The 15866-nt window shown below is 64.3% G+C and carries 16 protein-coding genes and 1 riboswitch; of the genes, 6 read left to right on the forward strand and 10 right to left on the reverse strand.

Annotation, left to right across the window (positions count from 1 at the left end; all coding sequences use genetic code 11):
- Positions 1–361: 361 nt before the first annotated feature.
- Together FJ953_RS29815 and FJ953_RS29820 are read right to left on the reverse strand one after the other, a co-directional pair.
- Positions 362–1006, reverse strand: a complete 645-nt coding sequence (locus FJ953_RS29815; RefSeq protein ID WP_140625644.1) for a pyridoxamine 5'-phosphate oxidase family protein — start codon at positions 1004–1006, stop codon at positions 362–364.
- 25 nt (positions 1007–1031) lie between these two features.
- On the reverse strand, positions 1032–1502 hold the full coding sequence (locus FJ953_RS29820; protein WP_140500786.1) for a DUF1348 family protein: 471 nt from the start codon (positions 1500–1502) through the stop codon (positions 1032–1034).
- Positions 1503–1614: 112 nt separating this feature from the next.
- Here FJ953_RS29820 and FJ953_RS29825 point away from each other — a divergent pair, with 112 nt between their 5' ends.
- Both FJ953_RS29825 and FJ953_RS29830 read left to right on the forward strand, forming a co-directional pair.
- The gene (locus FJ953_RS29825) at positions 1615–2517 is read left to right on the forward strand and encodes a LysR family transcriptional regulator (protein ID WP_140513887.1); all 903 of its coding nucleotides are present in this window, start codon (positions 1615–1617) and stop codon (positions 2515–2517) included.
- Positions 2518–2639: 122 nt separating this feature from the next.
- On the forward strand, positions 2640–3428 hold the full coding sequence (locus tag FJ953_RS29830) for a 1-acyl-sn-glycerol-3-phosphate acyltransferase (RefSeq protein ID WP_140525420.1): 789 nt from the start codon (positions 2640–2642) through the stop codon (positions 3426–3428).
- Positions 3429–3468: 40 nt separating this feature from the next.
- Here FJ953_RS29830 and FJ953_RS29835 read toward each other — a convergent pair whose 3' ends face one another.
- The 3 genes from FJ953_RS29835 to FJ953_RS29845 form a co-directional block, all read right to left on the reverse strand.
- Positions 3469–4095, reverse strand: coding sequence for a LysE family translocator (locus FJ953_RS29835; RefSeq protein ID WP_140625645.1), 627 nt, complete (start codon positions 4093–4095; stop codon positions 3469–3471).
- A gap of 86 nt (positions 4096–4181) precedes the next feature.
- The gene (locus FJ953_RS29840) at positions 4182–5129 is read right to left on the reverse strand and encodes an aldo/keto reductase (RefSeq protein ID WP_140558105.1); all 948 of its coding nucleotides are present in this window, start codon (positions 5127–5129) and stop codon (positions 4182–4184) included.
- 118 nt (positions 5130–5247) lie between these two features.
- Positions 5248–5769: a gamma-glutamylcyclotransferase gene (locus FJ953_RS29845; RefSeq protein WP_140500781.1), complete on the reverse strand. Its 522-nt coding sequence runs from the start codon at positions 5767–5769 to the stop codon at positions 5248–5250.
- A 137-nt stretch (positions 5770–5906) separates the two neighbouring features.
- On the opposite strand from FJ953_RS29845, the gene FJ953_RS29850 reads away from it, so the two are divergent.
- Positions 5907–6905: a DUF2125 domain-containing protein gene (locus FJ953_RS29850; protein ID WP_140625646.1), complete on the forward strand. Its 999-nt coding sequence runs from the start codon at positions 5907–5909 to the stop codon at positions 6903–6905.
- 9 nt (positions 6906–6914) lie between these two features.
- Positions 6915–7844, forward strand: a complete 930-nt coding sequence (locus FJ953_RS29855) for a sugar kinase (protein WP_140625647.1) — start codon at positions 6915–6917, stop codon at positions 7842–7844.
- Here the strand turns inward: FJ953_RS29855 and FJ953_RS29860 are convergent.
- Both FJ953_RS29860 and hisC read right to left on the reverse strand, forming a co-directional pair.
- Entirely contained in the window at positions 7841–8776 is a 936-nt protein-coding gene (locus tag FJ953_RS29860) for a prephenate/arogenate dehydrogenase family protein (RefSeq protein WP_181167284.1), read from the reverse strand. The genes FJ953_RS29855 and FJ953_RS29860 overlap by 4 nt on opposite strands.
- A gap of 6 nt (positions 8777–8782) precedes the next feature.
- Entirely contained in the window at positions 8783–9892 is a 1110-nt protein-coding gene (hisC, locus tag FJ953_RS29865; protein WP_140584036.1) for a histidinol-phosphate transaminase, read from the reverse strand.
- Positions 9893–10028: 136 nt separating this feature from the next.
- A riboswitch (SAM riboswitch) is annotated at positions 10029–10106 on the forward strand.
- A gap of 119 nt (positions 10107–10225) precedes the next feature.
- Here hisC and FJ953_RS29870 point away from each other — a divergent pair.
- Both FJ953_RS29870 and metW read left to right on the forward strand, forming a co-directional pair.
- Positions 10226–11395 carry a homoserine O-acetyltransferase gene (locus FJ953_RS29870; protein ID WP_140513895.1) on the forward strand — a complete coding sequence of 390 codons (1170 nt, stop codon included), beginning with the start codon at positions 10226–10228 and terminating at the stop codon, positions 11393–11395.
- A gap of 58 nt (positions 11396–11453) precedes the next feature.
- A complete protein-coding gene (gene metW / locus FJ953_RS29875; protein ID WP_140500775.1) occupies positions 11454–12068 on the forward strand; it encodes a methionine biosynthesis protein MetW in 615 nt (204 codons plus the stop codon).
- Positions 12069–12179: 111 nt separating this feature from the next.
- Here metW and FJ953_RS29880 read toward each other — a convergent pair whose 3' ends face one another.
- The 3 genes from FJ953_RS29880 to FJ953_RS29890 all read right to left on the reverse strand — a co-directional run bounded on the left by FJ953_RS29880 (position 12180) and on the right by FJ953_RS29890 (position 15840).
- Positions 12180–12983: a DUF1194 domain-containing protein gene (locus tag FJ953_RS29880; RefSeq protein ID WP_140513896.1), complete on the reverse strand. Its 804-nt coding sequence runs from the start codon at positions 12981–12983 to the stop codon at positions 12180–12182.
- A gap of 105 nt (positions 12984–13088) precedes the next feature.
- On the reverse strand, positions 13089–14912 hold the full coding sequence (locus FJ953_RS29885; RefSeq protein WP_140625648.1) for an ABC transporter ATP-binding protein/permease: 1824 nt from the start codon (positions 14910–14912) through the stop codon (positions 13089–13091).
- Positions 14913–15051: 139 nt separating this feature from the next.
- Positions 15052–15840, reverse strand: coding sequence for a methyltransferase domain-containing protein (locus FJ953_RS29890; protein ID WP_140625649.1), 789 nt, complete (start codon positions 15838–15840; stop codon positions 15052–15054).
- Between the last annotated feature and the right edge of the window lie 26 nt (positions 15841–15866).

Genomic DNA, 15866 nt, shown 5'->3' on the forward strand with positions numbered 1-15866 from the left:
AACAATCGAGGCAGCCGAATGCAGGAACTACTTCGAAAACGCAGGCTACGCTTCCGTCAAGATATGAAACGCTCTAGCCCCCGAATCTCAAAATCATGATGTCGCTGACATTGTAGCCGCGATTATCTCAGCGATACCCTCAGCACCGCGCCAATTAAATCATCATGTGATTCTGCACAGGGTTTTGTACAAGGAAAGCCTCCCCGATTTCAGAGGCTAAAAAGCGAGCGTTACTGTTAGCGCCCGCAACGGCAGCATGGCCTGCCTTCGTCACGGCGTGGCTGACGTGTGGCACGTTGCTATCAACGAATGAGCCGCGCCATAGTACGCCCGCAGCGAACGAGGCGTACAGAAAGGATCGTCACCCTGAGTGAGCTGACACAGCTCGGGGCGCCGAAGCGCCAGTTAAGCGTGCGACTTCCTGTTCGAGCCGTTCGATCCGCCTGTCCCGTTCGGCCAGCGCCGCCGCCACATCGGCGGCCTCGAAACGCTGCGGAATGTGCTGCGGACAATTGGCATCCCAGGTCGCCACGGTGAACAGGATGACCTGTTCGGGCCGCGCCGCATAATCGCGCGGCATCAGCCTCGCCGTCAGCTCGGCGTCGCCCTCCACCACGCGCGCGCTGCCCCAGATCTTGACGCGCTGGCGATGGGCATAGTCGATGAGGAACAGGAAGGCCTGCGGATTGTCGGCCAGATTGCCCTGGGTGATGAACTGTCTGTTGCCGGCGAAATCGGCGAAGCCGATCGTCTTTTCATCGAGCACCTTGAGGAAGCCGGCGGGCCCGCCGCGATGCTGGATATAGGGCTGGCCAACACCGTTGGCCGTCGACAGGAAGACGCTGGTCTGCATCTCGATGAAGGCCGCAAGGTCCGATGTAATCACCGACTGCCAGCCACCGCGCTCCTCGACCCGGGAATAGGCCTGGCGAGAGCCCTTGCGGGCCTGGATCGCCTTGACGGTCGGCGTGAAAGCGACGTCGCTGGTAAAAGCATGCGCGTCCATCGATAGCCTTTCTTACCCGGAGAGGTTAAAGCCCGAGTTCAGACAGCGACGGATGGTCGTCCGGCCGTCGGCCGAGCGGCCAGTGATATTTACGGTCGGCAGCGCCGATCGGCAGGTCGTTGATGCTGGCGATGCGCAGCCGCATCAGCCCATGTTCGTCGAATTCCCAGTTCTCGTTGCCATAGCTGCGGAACCACGAGCCGCTGTCGTCATGCCACTCATAGGCGAAACGCACCGCGATACGGTTGCCATGGAAAGCCCAGACCTCCTTGATCAGCCGGTAGTCGAGTTCCCGGCTCCATTTGCGCGTCAGGAAAGCCTGGATGGCATCGCGGCCTTGCAGGAACTCGGCGCGATTGCGCCAGCGGCTGTCTACCGTATAGGCAAGCGCGACACGGGCTGGATCGCGCGAGTTCCAGGCATCCTCGGCCATGCGCGCCTTCTGCGCGGCGGTTTCCGCGGTGAATGGCGGCAGCGGCGGGCGCTCTTGCGACATGACAATTCCTTCTTGACCCGGGTCGTCTGCGTCACGGCCAATATGGAGGCTTCCATCAGACAGATGTAGATGCCATATTTGTAATCTATCCTTCCAATTTCCGGAAGAATCGATGGACCGGCTCGAAGCCATGTCGCTCTTTGTCGCCGCGGCGGAGGCCGGCAGCCTGTCTGCAGCCGCGCGCCGTTTTCGCATTCCGCTGGCGACGGTCAGCCGCAAGGTTTCCGACCTGGAACGACATCTCAAGACCCGCCTTCTGAACCGCTCGACACGCCGGCTGACGCTGACCGATGCGGGCCAGGCGTATCTTGCCGCCTGCCGCCGCATCCTGGGCGAGGTCGGCGAGGCCGAGCGCATGGCGGCCGGCGAATACAGCGCCCCGACGGGCGAACTGGCCATCACCGCGCCGGTCGTCTTCGGCCGCCTGCATGTGCTGCCGGTCGTGACCGGCTTCCTCGCCGCCTATCCCGACGTAGACATCCGCCTGACGCTGGCCGACCGCATAACCCGGTTGGTCGAGGACCATTTCGACCTCGCCATCCGCATCGGCCGGCTTCCCGACTCCAGTTTTGTCGCCATGCGGATCGGTACGATCCGCCGTGTCGTTTGCGCGAGCCCCGGCTATCTGGCCGAACGCGGCGCCCCGACGGCGCTTGCGGACCTCGAGTCCCACAGCTGCATTACCTTCGAAGGGCCGGGCGCGCTCTCGACATGGAGCTTCACCGTCGGGAAGGCCGAGATGCCGATTCGGGTCCGCTCGCGGCTTCAGGTCAACACCGCCGAAGCTGCGATCGATGCCGCGCTCGCCGGCGTCGGGCTGACGAGGGTGCTGTCCTACCAGGTCGACGCGGCGGTGCGGTCAGGCGCGCTGCGCGTGCTGCTGCGGGAGTTCGAACCGGAACCCTGGCCGGTAAGCCTGGTGCACGCAGGCCACGGCTTGCTGCCGGTCAAGCTGCGCGCATTTCTTGACTTCGCCGCCCCGCGCCTGAAAGAAAGGCTGGCGCGGCTGATGTAGCGCGGCTGGGCCGTGGGCGAAGCCGAAATGTCTTTCGGCGCCGTTCGGGGGCATCTTCGGCCATTTCCTTTTTGCGCCCGCTTGGTGTAACCAACGCACACCTCCTTACCGGGCCTCCCCCAATGCTCCAAGTCCGATCGCTGGCGTTCAACTTCGTCTTCTACATCAATCTGATCGTCCAGATGATCCTCTGGACTCCCTATTATTTCCTGTCGCCGCGCCATCGCGCCTGGTTCGTGCCGAAGTTCTGGTCGCGCACCTCGATGTGGCTCTACGACAAGATCGCCGGGACCAAGAGCGACATCACCGGGGTGGAAAATCTGCCCGAAGGTTCCTTCATCCTGGCGCCCAAGCACCAGTCCTTCTGGGACGCGATCGCCTTCTTCCCCTATCTCCAGGATCCACTCTACATTCTGAAGCGCGAGCTGACCTGGATTCCGTTCTTCGGCTGGTACATCCTGAAAATGCGCATGATCCCGGTCGACCGCGGCAGCCGCTCCAAGGCGCTGAAGGCGGTGGTTGCGGCGACCAAGGAAGAAATCGCGCGCAACCCGCGGCAGCTCATCATCTATCCCGAAGGCACCCGCCGCGCGCCCGGCGACGAACCCGCCTACAAATACGGCATCGTCGAAATCTATGCGCAGCTCGGCATTCCCGTGGTGCCGGTCGCCCATGTTGCCGGCCTTTATTGGCCGCGCCGCAAGTTCCTGCGCTATCCCGGCACCATCAAGGCGCGCTTCCTGCCGCCGATCCCGCCGGGCCTGGACAAGGAGGAATTCATGCGGCGGCTGATCGGCGAAACCGAAACCGCCTGCGACCAGTTCCTCATCGACGCGTCCCGTGCACCCAATCCGCCCGCCTTGCCGCCGACGGCGGTCAAGCGGCTGCGGGAACTCGGCGCCAAAGCCTGAAGTGCGGCCTTCGGCGCGCCGATGGCGGCTCGCGCAACGTTCAAGCGAACACAGCCAGTGCGGTCGTCAGCACCAGCGTCGCGGCAAAGACCAGATTGATGATGCGCGAAGCCACCGGCCTGCGAAGAAAGCGAGCGAAAGCAGCGCCCGCAAGCAGCCACACGGCATGGATGGCGACGATCATGCATGCGAGAGCGGTCAGCTTCGGCCCGGTGCCGATGGCGCCGGCGCCCGAATCCGCGGACGCGCCGGCGAACACCGCGGCGATGGCCACATAAGCCTTCGGGTTGGCCACCGCCAGCAGGAACCCGCCGGTGAATGTCGGTCGCGCGGCCTCGCCGGCATCCGCCGCCAGGGGCGGCGCGCTGGCAATCTTGAACGCGAGATAGAGGATATAGGCAGCCGACGCCGCGACAAGCAGCGGCGCGAGCGGCGGCATCGCGGCAAGCATGGCGCTCACCCCGCTTGCCACGACCAGAAGCACGGTGATCGTGCCCAGGATGACCCCCAAGGCGTAGCTCAGGGAACGGCGCAGGCCGAACGCCGCGCCGACGGCGGTGACGCTTATCGTCGCCGGTCCCGGGCTGCCCATGACGGCCGTAGCGGCAAGCATCAGCGCAACGAGCTGACGCCACATATCCGGCTGCGAAAAAAGCGGGCCTGCCATCCGCGCCTCCTGTCTTGCCAAGCGTCAATGACGGTATGGCAAGGTCGGGGCGACCGTCTTGGACGATCGTGCGCGCTGCTGACGGCTCAGCCGCTCGCCTTGTCGAGCTCGGCCATGTCGTCGGCGCTCAGCTCCAGCGACACCGCCTTGATCAGGCTGTCCATCTGTTCAGGCTTGGTGGCGCTGGCGATAGGCGCGGTGACGCCCGGCCGGGCAATGACCCAGGCAAGCGCCACTTCCGCCTGTTTGGCCGAATGCCTGGCGGACACCGCGTCGAGTGCCGCGAGGATGCGCATACCGCGCGCATTGAGGTAATCTTTCACGCCGCCGCCGCGCGGGCTTTGACCGAGATCGGCCTCGCTGCGGTATTTGCCGCTCAAGAAACCCTTGGCCAGGCTGAAATAGGTGATCACGCCGATGTCCTCCGCCATGCAGAGATCGCGCAGCGGGCCATCGAACGACGAGCGGTCGTAGAGATTGTATTCCGGCTGCAGCACTTCATAGCGCGGCAGGCTGCGCAGGCTTGCCACGTCGAGCGCGGCGCGCAACTGGCCGGCGTCGAGATTCGAGCAGCCGGCATAACGGATCTTACCCTTGGCGAGGAGCTTTTCATAGGCGCCGAGGGTTTCCTCATAGGGCGTGGTTGGATCCGGCCAGTGCGACAGATAAAGATCGATGAACTCGGTCTGAAGCCGCTTCAGCGATGCATCGACGGCCTTTTCGATGTAAGCGGCGGACAGGTCCTTGTGGCCCTGCCCCATGTCCGAGCCCACTTTGGTGATCACCACGACCTTATCGCGGTTGCCGCGGTCCTTCATCCATTTGCCGATGATGGTTTCCGATTCGCCGCCCTCGTGGCCGGGCACCCAGCGCGAATAGGCGTCCGCTGTGTCGACCGCGTTCAGGCCGGCGCCGACGAAGCGGTCGAGCAGGTCGAACGACGTCTTCTCGTCGGCGGTCCAGCCGAAGACATTGCCGCCCAGAACCAGCGGCGCGATGGAAAGGTCGGTGCGACCGAGACGGCGTTTCTGCAAGGCTGATCTCCGTGTTGGTGGGATTGGGCGGCTATCGCCCGTTGAGAGTCGGAGCCTAACCTAGGTCTCGCCGCATCGAGGTCAAAGACCTCGCCGGATTTTTCCGCAAGCCAGCGCTTCACAAAGGCGCGATCCGCCTCGCCACGTCTTCCAACCAGTGATCGCGGATGCCGAGCGCCCGGAGATGGTCCAGCGTGCTCGACACATAATCCTCATTGTTGCCGGACTGGCCGACAGCGCCGCGCACCACATCAGCGGCGTGGGCCGCATCGAGCGCACCGGCATACTGCTCATGATTGCGGTCGACGATATAGGCCACGGCCTCGACCGTGCCGCCGCCGTCAAGGCGGACATTGAGCATGCGCTCGAGATAGACATTGGTGACCAGCTCGCGCTCACGCAGATAGGCGATGACCTCGTCCCGCAACTCGCCCGGCACCCGGAAAGCCAGCCCGACGCAGGAACCCCCGCGGTCAAGGCCGAGCACCAGCCCCGGACGTTCCCGCGTGCCGCGATGCACGAAGGAATAGACGCACAGCGCGCGACGATAGCCATGCAGGCGCGCCCGCCTTGTCTCGACATGCGCGAACCCCGGCCGCCATATCAGCGAACCATAGCCAAACACCCAAAAATCGCCCATATCGCCGTGCCTGATTGCGTAAGAATGGCAACACCACACCGGAATCGGTGTTTTTTCCGTCCATCTCTGTCTACCTATTGTCGTTGCCAGAATCGACAGCCCGCCCACAGCCCCGATGCGTGAACGAGAACCGCAGCATGACGTCCACTGACGAACGCCAGCCGAAGCATCGCCGCCGCCTGTTCTGGCTTGCAGCGTTTGTCATCGCGCTGTTCGCCATCTACAGCGGCGGCTGGTTCTATCTCGCCGACAGGGTCCGGAGCGAAGCCGACAAGGCGGTCGCCACGCTCAACAAGAGTGGCATCGAGGCCGGCTGCGCCAATCTCCAGGTCAGCGGTTATCCCCTGAGCTTCGCCGTCTCCTGCGACAATCTTGCCTATGAGGATGATGCCAAGAACGTTGCCGCCTCTGCCGGTTCCTTCAACGCCGTCGCCCAGATCATCCAGCCGCTGTCGCCGGTCGCGGACCTGCGCGGTCCGCTCAGGACCTCCGTTCCGGGCATGGTGCCGCTGTGGATCGACTGGGATGATCTTAAGGCCAACGTCAAGCTCTCATGGCCGCTGCCGCGACGCATTTCGCTCACGGCCGAGGGCCTGTCCGGCCAGACTGATCCGGCCGACGATACCGATCCGGTGCAACTGTTCAGCGCCGGCAAGGCGGCGGGCCAGCTGCAGCCGAACGGCAGGGATATCGACTATATCGGCAGCTTCGGCGATCTGGAGATCGACCCCGATGCGATCGGGGGCCGCGTCCTGCCGCCGCTCGACGCCAGTGGCGAGGCGACGCTGAAGAACGGCCTGGCCCTGATCGGCACGCAACTGAAAAGCCTGCGCGGCCAGGCCGTCGAGATCCGCAGGCTGGATTTGTCGTCGGGCACGGCGCACGTCGCCGTTTCCGGGCCGCTGTCGGTCGACACCGAGGGCCTGGTCGATGCCGATCTGATGATCAGGCTGAAAGACCCGAAAGCCGTGGCCGCCATTCTCGGGGCCGCCATACCCGAACAGAAGAACCAGATCGAACAAGGCTTTGCCGCCCTGGCGCTGCTCGGCAACGAACCGTCGATGCCGCTCAAGGTGGTCAAGGGCAAGGCCTCGCTCGGCTTTATCCCGCTGGGCAAGATCAAGCCGGTCGACTAAGCATCCCCAATGGACAGACCGGCAAAACTCCTGAGCGTCGGCGCGCTGACGCTCGACACCATTCTTCGCGTCGAAGCGCTGCCCATCCATCAGGGCAAGTTCATGGCCGCCGATGGCGTCCAGATCGCTTCCGGCATGGCCACGAGTGCCGCCTGCGCCGCACGCCGGCTGGGCGCCGAAGTGTGGCTTTGGGCGAGCGCCGGCGATGATCAGGTCGGCAACCAGCTGATATCGGGCATCGAGGCGGAGGGCGTCGATTGCAGCCTCGTCCGTCGCGTCCCCGGAGCGTCCTCGGCGCTGGCCGCGATCCTTGTCGACGGCCATGGCGAACGCATCATCGTGCCTTTCTACGATCAGCGCGCTCAGGCCGATCCCGACGGCTTGCCGGTCGCCGATCTCACGGCTTTCGATGCCGTGCTGGTCGATGTGCGCTGGCCGGGTGCTGCGGCGCTGGCGCTCAGCGCTGCGCGCGCTGCCCGCCGCCCTGGGATCCTCGATGCCGACACCGCGCCATTGGCAGTGCTGGAGCGGCTGTTGCCGCTCGCCTCGCACATCGTCGCCTCCGAACCGGCGGCGCGCATCGTCTGCGGCCAGGCGCTGGACCCGCAGGCCGCATGCGCCGACCTTGCGTCGCGCACCGACGCTTTCGTCGCGGTAACCGCCGGCGGGGCTGGAACCTGGTGGCATGACAGGCAGGCCGGTTGCGTACGCCACGTCGCTGCGCCAAAGGTCAAGGTGGTGGATACGCTGGCAGCCGGCGACGTCTTTCATGGCGCATTCGCAGCCGGATTGGCGCAAGCCATGCCGATCGAGCAGGCGCTACGCTTTGCCAGCGCGGCCGCAGCGCTCAAATGCCAGCGCTTCGGCGGCAGGCTGGGCGCGCCCGATCGTGCCGAGACACTGGCGATGATGGCGGCGACCTGGCCTGAAGGAGCCTAGTTTTTCGCCGGATGCTCGACCGCCTGGCGACCGAAATCCGGCACGTCGATGTCCTGGCCGGCCTCGATGATCGAGCGTCGCACGGCGCGGGTGCGGGTGAACAGGTCGAACAGCTTGTCGCCGTCGCCCCAGCGGATCGCCCGCTGCAGAAAAGCCAGATCCTCCGAGAACCGCGCCAGCATTTCCAGGATCGCGTCCTTGTTGTGCAGGCACACGTCCCGCCACATGGTCGGATCGGAGGCGGCGAGGCGCGTGAAGTCGCGGAAACCGGAAGCGGAATATTTGATGACTTCCGTCTTGGTCACCGATTCCAGGTCATCGGCGGTGCCGACGATGTTGTAGGCGATGATGTGCGGCAAATGCGAGACGATGGCCAGCGTCATGTCGTGATGCTGCGGATCCATCGTGTCGATGTTGGCGCCACAACGGCGCCAGAATTCGGAAAGCCTTTCCAGCGCGTCCGGATCCGTGTCCGGCAGCGGGGTGAAAATGCACCAGCGGTTGTCGAACAGATCGGCGAAACCGGCATCGGGCCCAGATTTCTCCGTGCCGGCCAGCGGATGGCCGGGAATGAAATGCACCCCACCGGGTATATGCGGCTGCATCTGTGCGATCACGGAAGCCTTGGTCGAGCCGACATCGGTGACGATGGCGCCCCTCTTCAGCGCCGGCGCGATCTCTTGCGCCACCGCGCCGGACGAGCCGACCGGCACCGAGACGATAACCAGGTCGGCATCGCGGACCGCTTCCTTGGCATCTATGGCGTAGGAGGAGCCCAGCCCAAGCTCTTGCGCCCGCGCCAGCGTCGCGGCGCTGCGCGTCGAGATGGCGACATGGCCGGCCAGGCCCTCGCGGCGGATGACGCGGGCCAGCGACGAGCCAATCAGGCCGATGCCGACCAGCGCGATCTTTTCGAACATCGGTGATGCCATGGCGTTCTAGCTTTTCAGGAATGTCGTGAGTGCCGCGACAACGCCGCGATTGGCCTCTTCGGTGCCGACCGTCATACGCAGTGCGTTGGGAAAGCCATAGCCCGAAACACGCCGCAGTATGTAGCCGCGCTGGGTGAGATAATCGTCCGCCGCCGCGGCCGAATGCTTGCCGTCGTCGGGAAAATGAATGAGGAGGAAATTGCCGACGCTCGGCGTCACCCGCAACCCGAGCCCGGTCATCTGTTCGCTCAGCCAGGCCAGCCAGGTCTCGTTATGCGCGACGCTACGCTCGATATGGGCGCGGTCGCGGACGGCGGCGATGCCGGCCTCGATCGCCGTCGCATTGACGTTGAAGGGACCGCGTATGCGGTTGATCGCGTCGACGATGTGCATCGGCCCATACATCCATCCGATCCGCGCCCCGCCAAGTCCGATCTTGGAGAAGGTGCGGGTCATGACCACGTTCTGAGAGCTGCCCGCGAGCTCGATGCCGGCCTCATAGTCGTTGCGCCTGACATATTCGGCATAGGCGGCATCGAGCACCAGAAGCACGTTCTTCGGCAGGCCGGCATGCAGGCGGCGCACCTCCTGGAACGGCACGTAAGTGCCGGTTGGATTGTTGGGATTGGCGAGGAACACGATCTTCGTACGTGGCGTGACAGCCGCCAGGATCGCATCGATGTCGGCGCGCTCCTGGGTCTCCTTGACCGCGACAGGCGTCGCACCCGCCGACTGGATGTAGATCTTGTAGACCATGAAGGCGTGTTCGGTGAATATGGCCTCGTCGCCGGGCGCGAGATAAGTCTGCGCCAGTAGGCCGAGGATCTCGTCGGAGCCGTTGGAACAGATGATGTTCTGTGCGTTCAGACCATGCACCTCGGCGATTGCTTCGCGCAGGCGCCGGGCGGTGCCGTCGGGATAGACGTCGAGCTTCGCGGCGACCTCGCGCGCGGCCTCGATTGCCTTCGGCGAGGGGCCGAGCGGGTTCTCGTTCGACGACAGCTTGTGGACCTTGTCCACCCCGGCGGGGGCCGAGCTCTTGCCCGGCACATAGGCCTGGATGTCCATGATGCCCGCGCGCGGGGTTGGACGTGCCTTGTCCGGGGTCTGGCTCATATCGCAAAATCCGTCGAGAACGCTTCCGTCCTGGAAGCCGCTGCGGAAATACAAGCCATGGCCGGCAATGTCGAGAGGTGGCAGTGGTGCCAGCAGGCGGCATTGACGGCGAGGCAGGTGAGTTCTAGAAGGGCAGCGACAGTTCCGTGGTGATTTGGCCGGTCGGCTTGCAGCCACGTTAAACAATTCGCTAAAGGGCCGTTTGCGCGACGTAACCGGCTTTGCGAAGGCAATGCCGGTTTTTTATTGTCCGCGGCCGGCCGGACGAACGCGTCGGCGGCGCGGAGATCGGCAGCGATTTCCGCAAGGCAAGGGTGCAGCAAGAGAGACGAGATGGCCGCTCAGCGCGCTGGCAGAACCAACAACGAGGCAGACCAACCGTCGAGTCCGGTCGTGCGCTTCGGCGCCGACAAGCCGCTCAAGCTCGACGCCGGCACGCTGCTGTCGCCGTTCCAGATCGCCTACCAGACCTACGGCACGCTGAATGACGCCCGTTCCAACGCCATTCTCGTATGCCACGCTTTGACCGGCGACCAGCATGTGGCCAGCACCAATCCAGTGACCGGCAAGCCGGGTTGGTGGGAAGTGCTGATCGGCCCCGGCAAGATCATCGACACCAACCGTTTCTTCGTCATCTGCTCAAACGTCATCGGCGGCTGCCTCGGTTCCACCGGCCCGGCATCCACCAATCCCGCCACCGGCAAGCCTTATGGGCTCGACCTTCCGGTCATCACCATCCGCGACATGGTGCGTGCCCAGCAGATGCTGATCGATCATTTCGGCATCGAAAAACTGTTTTGCGTGCTCGGCGGGTCGATGGGCGGCATGCAGGTGCTGCAATGGGCGTCGAGCTATCCGGAGCGTGTTTTCTCGGCGCTGCCGATCGCCACCGGCGCGCGGCATTCCTCGCAGAACATCGCTTTCCACGAGGTCGGCCGGCAGGCCGTGATGGCCGACCCCGAATGGCATGGCGGCAAGTATTTCGACCACGGCAAACGCCCGGAAAAGGGGCTCGCCGTGGCGCGCATGGCCGCCCACATCACCTACCTGTCGGAAGCAGCCTTGCACCGGAAGTTCGGCCGCAACCTGCAGGACCGCGAAGCGCTGACCTTCGGCTTCGACGCCGATTTCCAGATCGAGAGCTATCTGCGTCACCAGGGCATGACTTTCGTCGACCGCTTCGACGCCAATTCCTATCTCTATATGACGCGGTCCATGGACTATTTCGACCTCGCCGCCGACCACGGCGGCAGGCTGGCCGATGCTTTTGCCGGCACCAAGACCCGCTTCTGCCTGGTGTCGTTCACCTCGGATTGGCTGTTCCCGACCGAGGAGAGCCGCTCGATCGTCCATGCGCTGAATGCCGCCGGCGCGTCGGTGTCCTTCGTCGAGATCGAGACCGATCGCGGGCACGACGCCTTCCTGCTCGACGAGCCGGAACTGTTCGCCGCCATCAATGGCTTCATCGGCTCGGCCGCGCGAGCGAGAGGGCTCGGCGCATGACCCCGCAAAATTGCAGACCTGTCCATCAAGGGTCACGCACCACGACAAGGGGCAAGCCATGAGCGTCAACCGCGCCCAGCGCGTCGATCTCGAGGTGATCGCCGGTCTGATCCCGCCGCAATCGCGGGTGCTGGACGTCGGCTCCGGCGACGGCTCGCTGCTCGAGCTTTTGCAGGAAACCAAGCAGATCGACGGCCGCGGACTGGAGCTGTCGCAGCGCGGTGTCAACGAATGCGTGGCGCGCGGCCTTTCCGTCGTTCAGGGCGACGCCGACAAGGATCTTGAATTCTATCCCGACAAGGGTTTTGATTTCGTCGTCCTGTCGCAGACCTTGCAGGCGACCCGCAACCCGAAGCTCGTTCTCGACGAACTGCTCAGGATCGGCGAACACGCCATCGTTTCCTTCCCCAATTTCGGCCACTGGCGGGTGCGCCTGTCGCTGTTCGTCAAGGGCCGCATGCCGGTGACCAAGGACCTGCCCTATTCCTGGTACGACACGCCGAACATCCACTTCTGCACCATCCGCGACTTCGTCAATCTGTGCGAGGAGCTTGGCGCGACCGTGGAAAGGGCGACCGCGCTCGACGCCAACGGCCAGAAGATCGGCCTGTCGATGCCATGGTGGTTCTGGAACTTCTTCGGCCAGCAGGCGGTGTTCTTGTTGAAGCGATAAGGGCCATCCCGGAGGTGGCTATGACACCCCCTTTTCGGGCGAAGTCGAGCTGCAGGCTGATCTCTGCGACGAAGGTCATCAGCAGGTTGGGACGCATAGCCCGGCGAAGGCTCAGCGATCGAGCTCCGGGAAATACGGATCCGACAAGAACCGTCTGTCGCGTTCGCCTTGCAGGCAGTCGATCGGAGCCTCGGCTTCGGCGGGAATGATCCTGGTCTCGTTCTGAACGCCGCTCACTTCGAGGATCAACTTGCGCCGGATCGCCGTCGAGAATTCGGCGGCTGTATAAATCGGCAGCACGAAGGAGCCCGGCCCGCCGGTTACGCACTGGGCGTAATACCGGTCGAGATGGCTGAAGGTGGGCGATGGATTGATCAGGATCGGCAGGCCGTTGATGACGATGCCTCTGGCGTTTGCCGCATCCCGCGTGGCGGTGACGGGCAGCCCGATATTGTTTGGTCCGTCACCGGAAATATCGATGACGCTGCGTTCGCTTTCGAAAGTAGTGCGGTCGAAAAGCCCTGCACCGAAGGCGAGCGCGCCGGAGATCGACGTGCCGCGGAAGCTGCGGAACGGGCGGGCTGCAATCTTGTCGGCAAAAGCGTTGGCGCTCTCAGCGCCGTCGATGACCTGCCAGCCGATGAGCGCGTCGTCGCGCACAGTGCCGGCCCATTCGAAATAGGTGAGCGCGATGCGACCGGCGTTCCCGGCGCGGACCGCCTTGATGAAGTCGGGATGACGCAGCGCCTCCACATAGCCGGCGCGCTGCAGGGCGAACTCCTTCTCGTCCATCGACAATGAGATATCGACCGCCAGCACCAGTTGGACATCAACGGCCAGACTATCCGGCGCAGGCGCAGTCACGGCGGCCTCGGTGCAGGCCAGGCAGGCAAGCAGGCTGAGAGCATCAAGCATGGCCGGCTCAAGCTATGTTTCCGGTGCGATCTTCCCTCGCGATCACGGCGAAATAAAGCTGCCACGTGGCGTGGCGCGGGCTGGTCCGAATAGATGCCGGAAGTGCTATTTCTTGCGGCGAGGAGCGGCCGGCGGCGGCTCGATCGCGCCTGCCCTTATGCGCGCGGGCTTCAGAGCCGGCACGCCGGACGCCTTCACGATGGTCAGTGCGCGCGGGAAGAATTGATTGTTGTGCTGGCCGCGGCCTATATTGAGGATCGTCGCCCCGCCCAGCCGCTTCTCCAGCATCGACAACACCCGCCGCAGTGTCGGTCCGTCGAAGGCATCGAGAGCCTCATCGATGATCACCCATTTTGGTTGGCGCAGCACGAGGCGGGCAAAGGCCAGCAGGCGCAGTTCGTCGTCGGCCAGTTCATGCTCCCAGCGCGCGCTGCGGCCGAGCGACGACGACAGGTGTTCCAGGCCGATCTCGGCCAGCACGGCTGAGATATCGGCATCGCTTGCCGGCGCAACCCCGTCCACGCGGTCGAGCACTTCGCGCAGCGTGGCGGTTGGGAAGTAAGGCGTGCGCGGCACGAAGATGGGCGTCTCTCCCGCCGGCATGCCGATGCGCCCGCTCCCCCATGGCCACAGGCCGGCAATGGCGCGAAAGAACAGCGTCTTGCCCGCGCCAGGCTCGCCGGTGAGCATGACGCGTTCGCCGGCGTGGATCTCGACATGCTGGTCGGCGAGCCTCGTGCAGCCCTCCGGCGAGGCCACTTCGAGTTTCTCGAAGGTCAGCTTGCCGTTTGCATTCTCGCCGAATTCGATGCGCCTTTCCTGGCCGTGCAGCACATCGGTCTCATCCAGCGCAATGCGGAAATCGGCGACGCGCATCAGCGTCGCGCGCCAATCGGCGATGCTGCCGATATTGTTGATGAACCAACGCAATGAAGAATGGACCTGATTGAAGGCGCCGACCGCCATCATCAGTCCGCCGAAGCTGATATCGCCCGCGAAATAGACCGGCGAAGCGACCAGGATGGGAGCCACCACGGTGATCCAGCCATAGGTGTCCGTCACCCAGGCGAGATTGATCTGGGCGTTATAGATGCGTCGCATGGCGCCGAGCACGGTGCCCAGGTCGGTTTCCAGCCGCCGCCTGGCATCGGGCTCGCTTCGGGCGAGCGCGATGGCATCGATGTTCTCGTTGACGCGCACCATCGAGGAACGCAGCTCCGCCTCGCGTGTGTAGCGGTCGCTGTTGAGGTGGATCAGTGGCCGTCCGACCAGCCAGCTCAGCCAGGAAGCCGTTCCGGCATAGAGGATGGCCGCCCACACCATGTAGCCCGGTATGGCGAGCGATGTCCCGCCGACATGGAAGACGAAGCCCGAGGACAGCTCCCATAACACGCCGACGAAGGAGGCGAGCAGGATTAGGGATTGCAGCAGGCCAACGCCAAGATCCGTCGACAGGTCGGAAAGATGGCTCGCGTCCTGCTGCATGCGCTGGTCGGGATTGACCCCGATGGCGCCTGCATGCGCCAGGCGAAAAGCGCGCGCCGGCCGCATCCATCCATCGATCAGATCGAGCGTCAGCGCCTCGCGCAGCTTCAGCCGGATCGTCTGATTGAGCCAGGTCTGGCCGACATTGAGCACAAGAAGCCCACCGGCAATCGCGGCAAAAACGGCGAGCTGGTGCAGGAAGGCCTGCATGTCGCGGCGTGCAAGCGCATCGTAGAAAGGCTGGTTCCAGCGGTTGAGCAGAACCTGGCCGATCGAGGTCGCGACAATGACGGCAACCATTCCGATGGAGGCCCAGCGTAGCCCTTTGCGGACCGGCGGCCCGGCAAGCGCCAGCTTGATGGTTGCCACCTGATCACGCAGGCTCGAAGCTTCGACCGCAGCGATAGGCCGGGCAGAGGCATCATTGTCCGGATAATCGGCCATGAGCTGAAGTCCTTGCGTTCAAAAGCGGTGCTGAAAACCGGATGAAGTGTAGTGACGCCACTGGTCACTCAGCCAGGCTGCGAGCCCGTCAGCGACAGATAGGTCGCGAAATGCCGTCCGGCGCAAGTTTCTGGCATGATCACGAAGGTGTCATTCGCGTACCCGGCGATGTCGTGGCCCCGGTCTCTATTCGCCGGCCGAGCCGCGTTGCTGCATGCGGCGAAAGCACCGGCACGAAAACCCGTCGGGAAGCGCGCTGGGCGGCCGGCACGCCCTGATAGAGCCGCTTCTGCGCCTCGACCACGATGACGCCGGAAAAGATCGGCCACAGCCGCCGGCCGGCGCGCTCCACCATATTGTGGAAGCGCATCATGAAACGCCGCCGCGATGGCGGAAAGAACAGGGCGTCGGACCAGGCGGCGGGCGTGAAATTCGCCTCGCGCAGCAACTCGGTGAGCTGACCGCGCGAGAACGGCCTGCCATTGCCAAACGGCGTGTGCTCGAACCGCGCCCAGACGCCGCGCCGGTTGGGCACGACGATGACCACCCGGCCGGCCGGCGACAGCACGCGCCAGATCTCGTTCAGCGTTTCGCGCGGGTTTTCGACATGCTCGAGCGAATGCACGAGCAGCATGCGGTCGATGCAGGAATCGACCAGCGGCAGTTCCTCGTCGAAAACCAGAGCCGTCGCCGTCGGTCCCGCCGCCGGCCAGACCACGGCGCCCTGCGTCGCCGGCATGAAGGCGAACACCCGCTCGGCGTCGCTGCCGAACCGTTCCAGCCAAGGCAAGGTGTAGCCGAGCCCGACAAGCCGCTCATTGGGCACGGTGGCCCATATTGATGACAAGGCCATGGTGATCGAATGCTCGGCGAAGCGACCGAGCGCTGTCGAATAGAAGGAGCGGAGATCGACGATGTCGGAATGCATGTCAGGGATGTAGCCGCGATATCGGC

Origin of the sequence: Mesorhizobium sp. B2-3-6 (assembly GCF_006442305.1) — a bacterium.
In the GTDB taxonomy this organism is placed as follows: Bacteria; Pseudomonadota; Alphaproteobacteria; order Rhizobiales; family Rhizobiaceae; genus Mesorhizobium.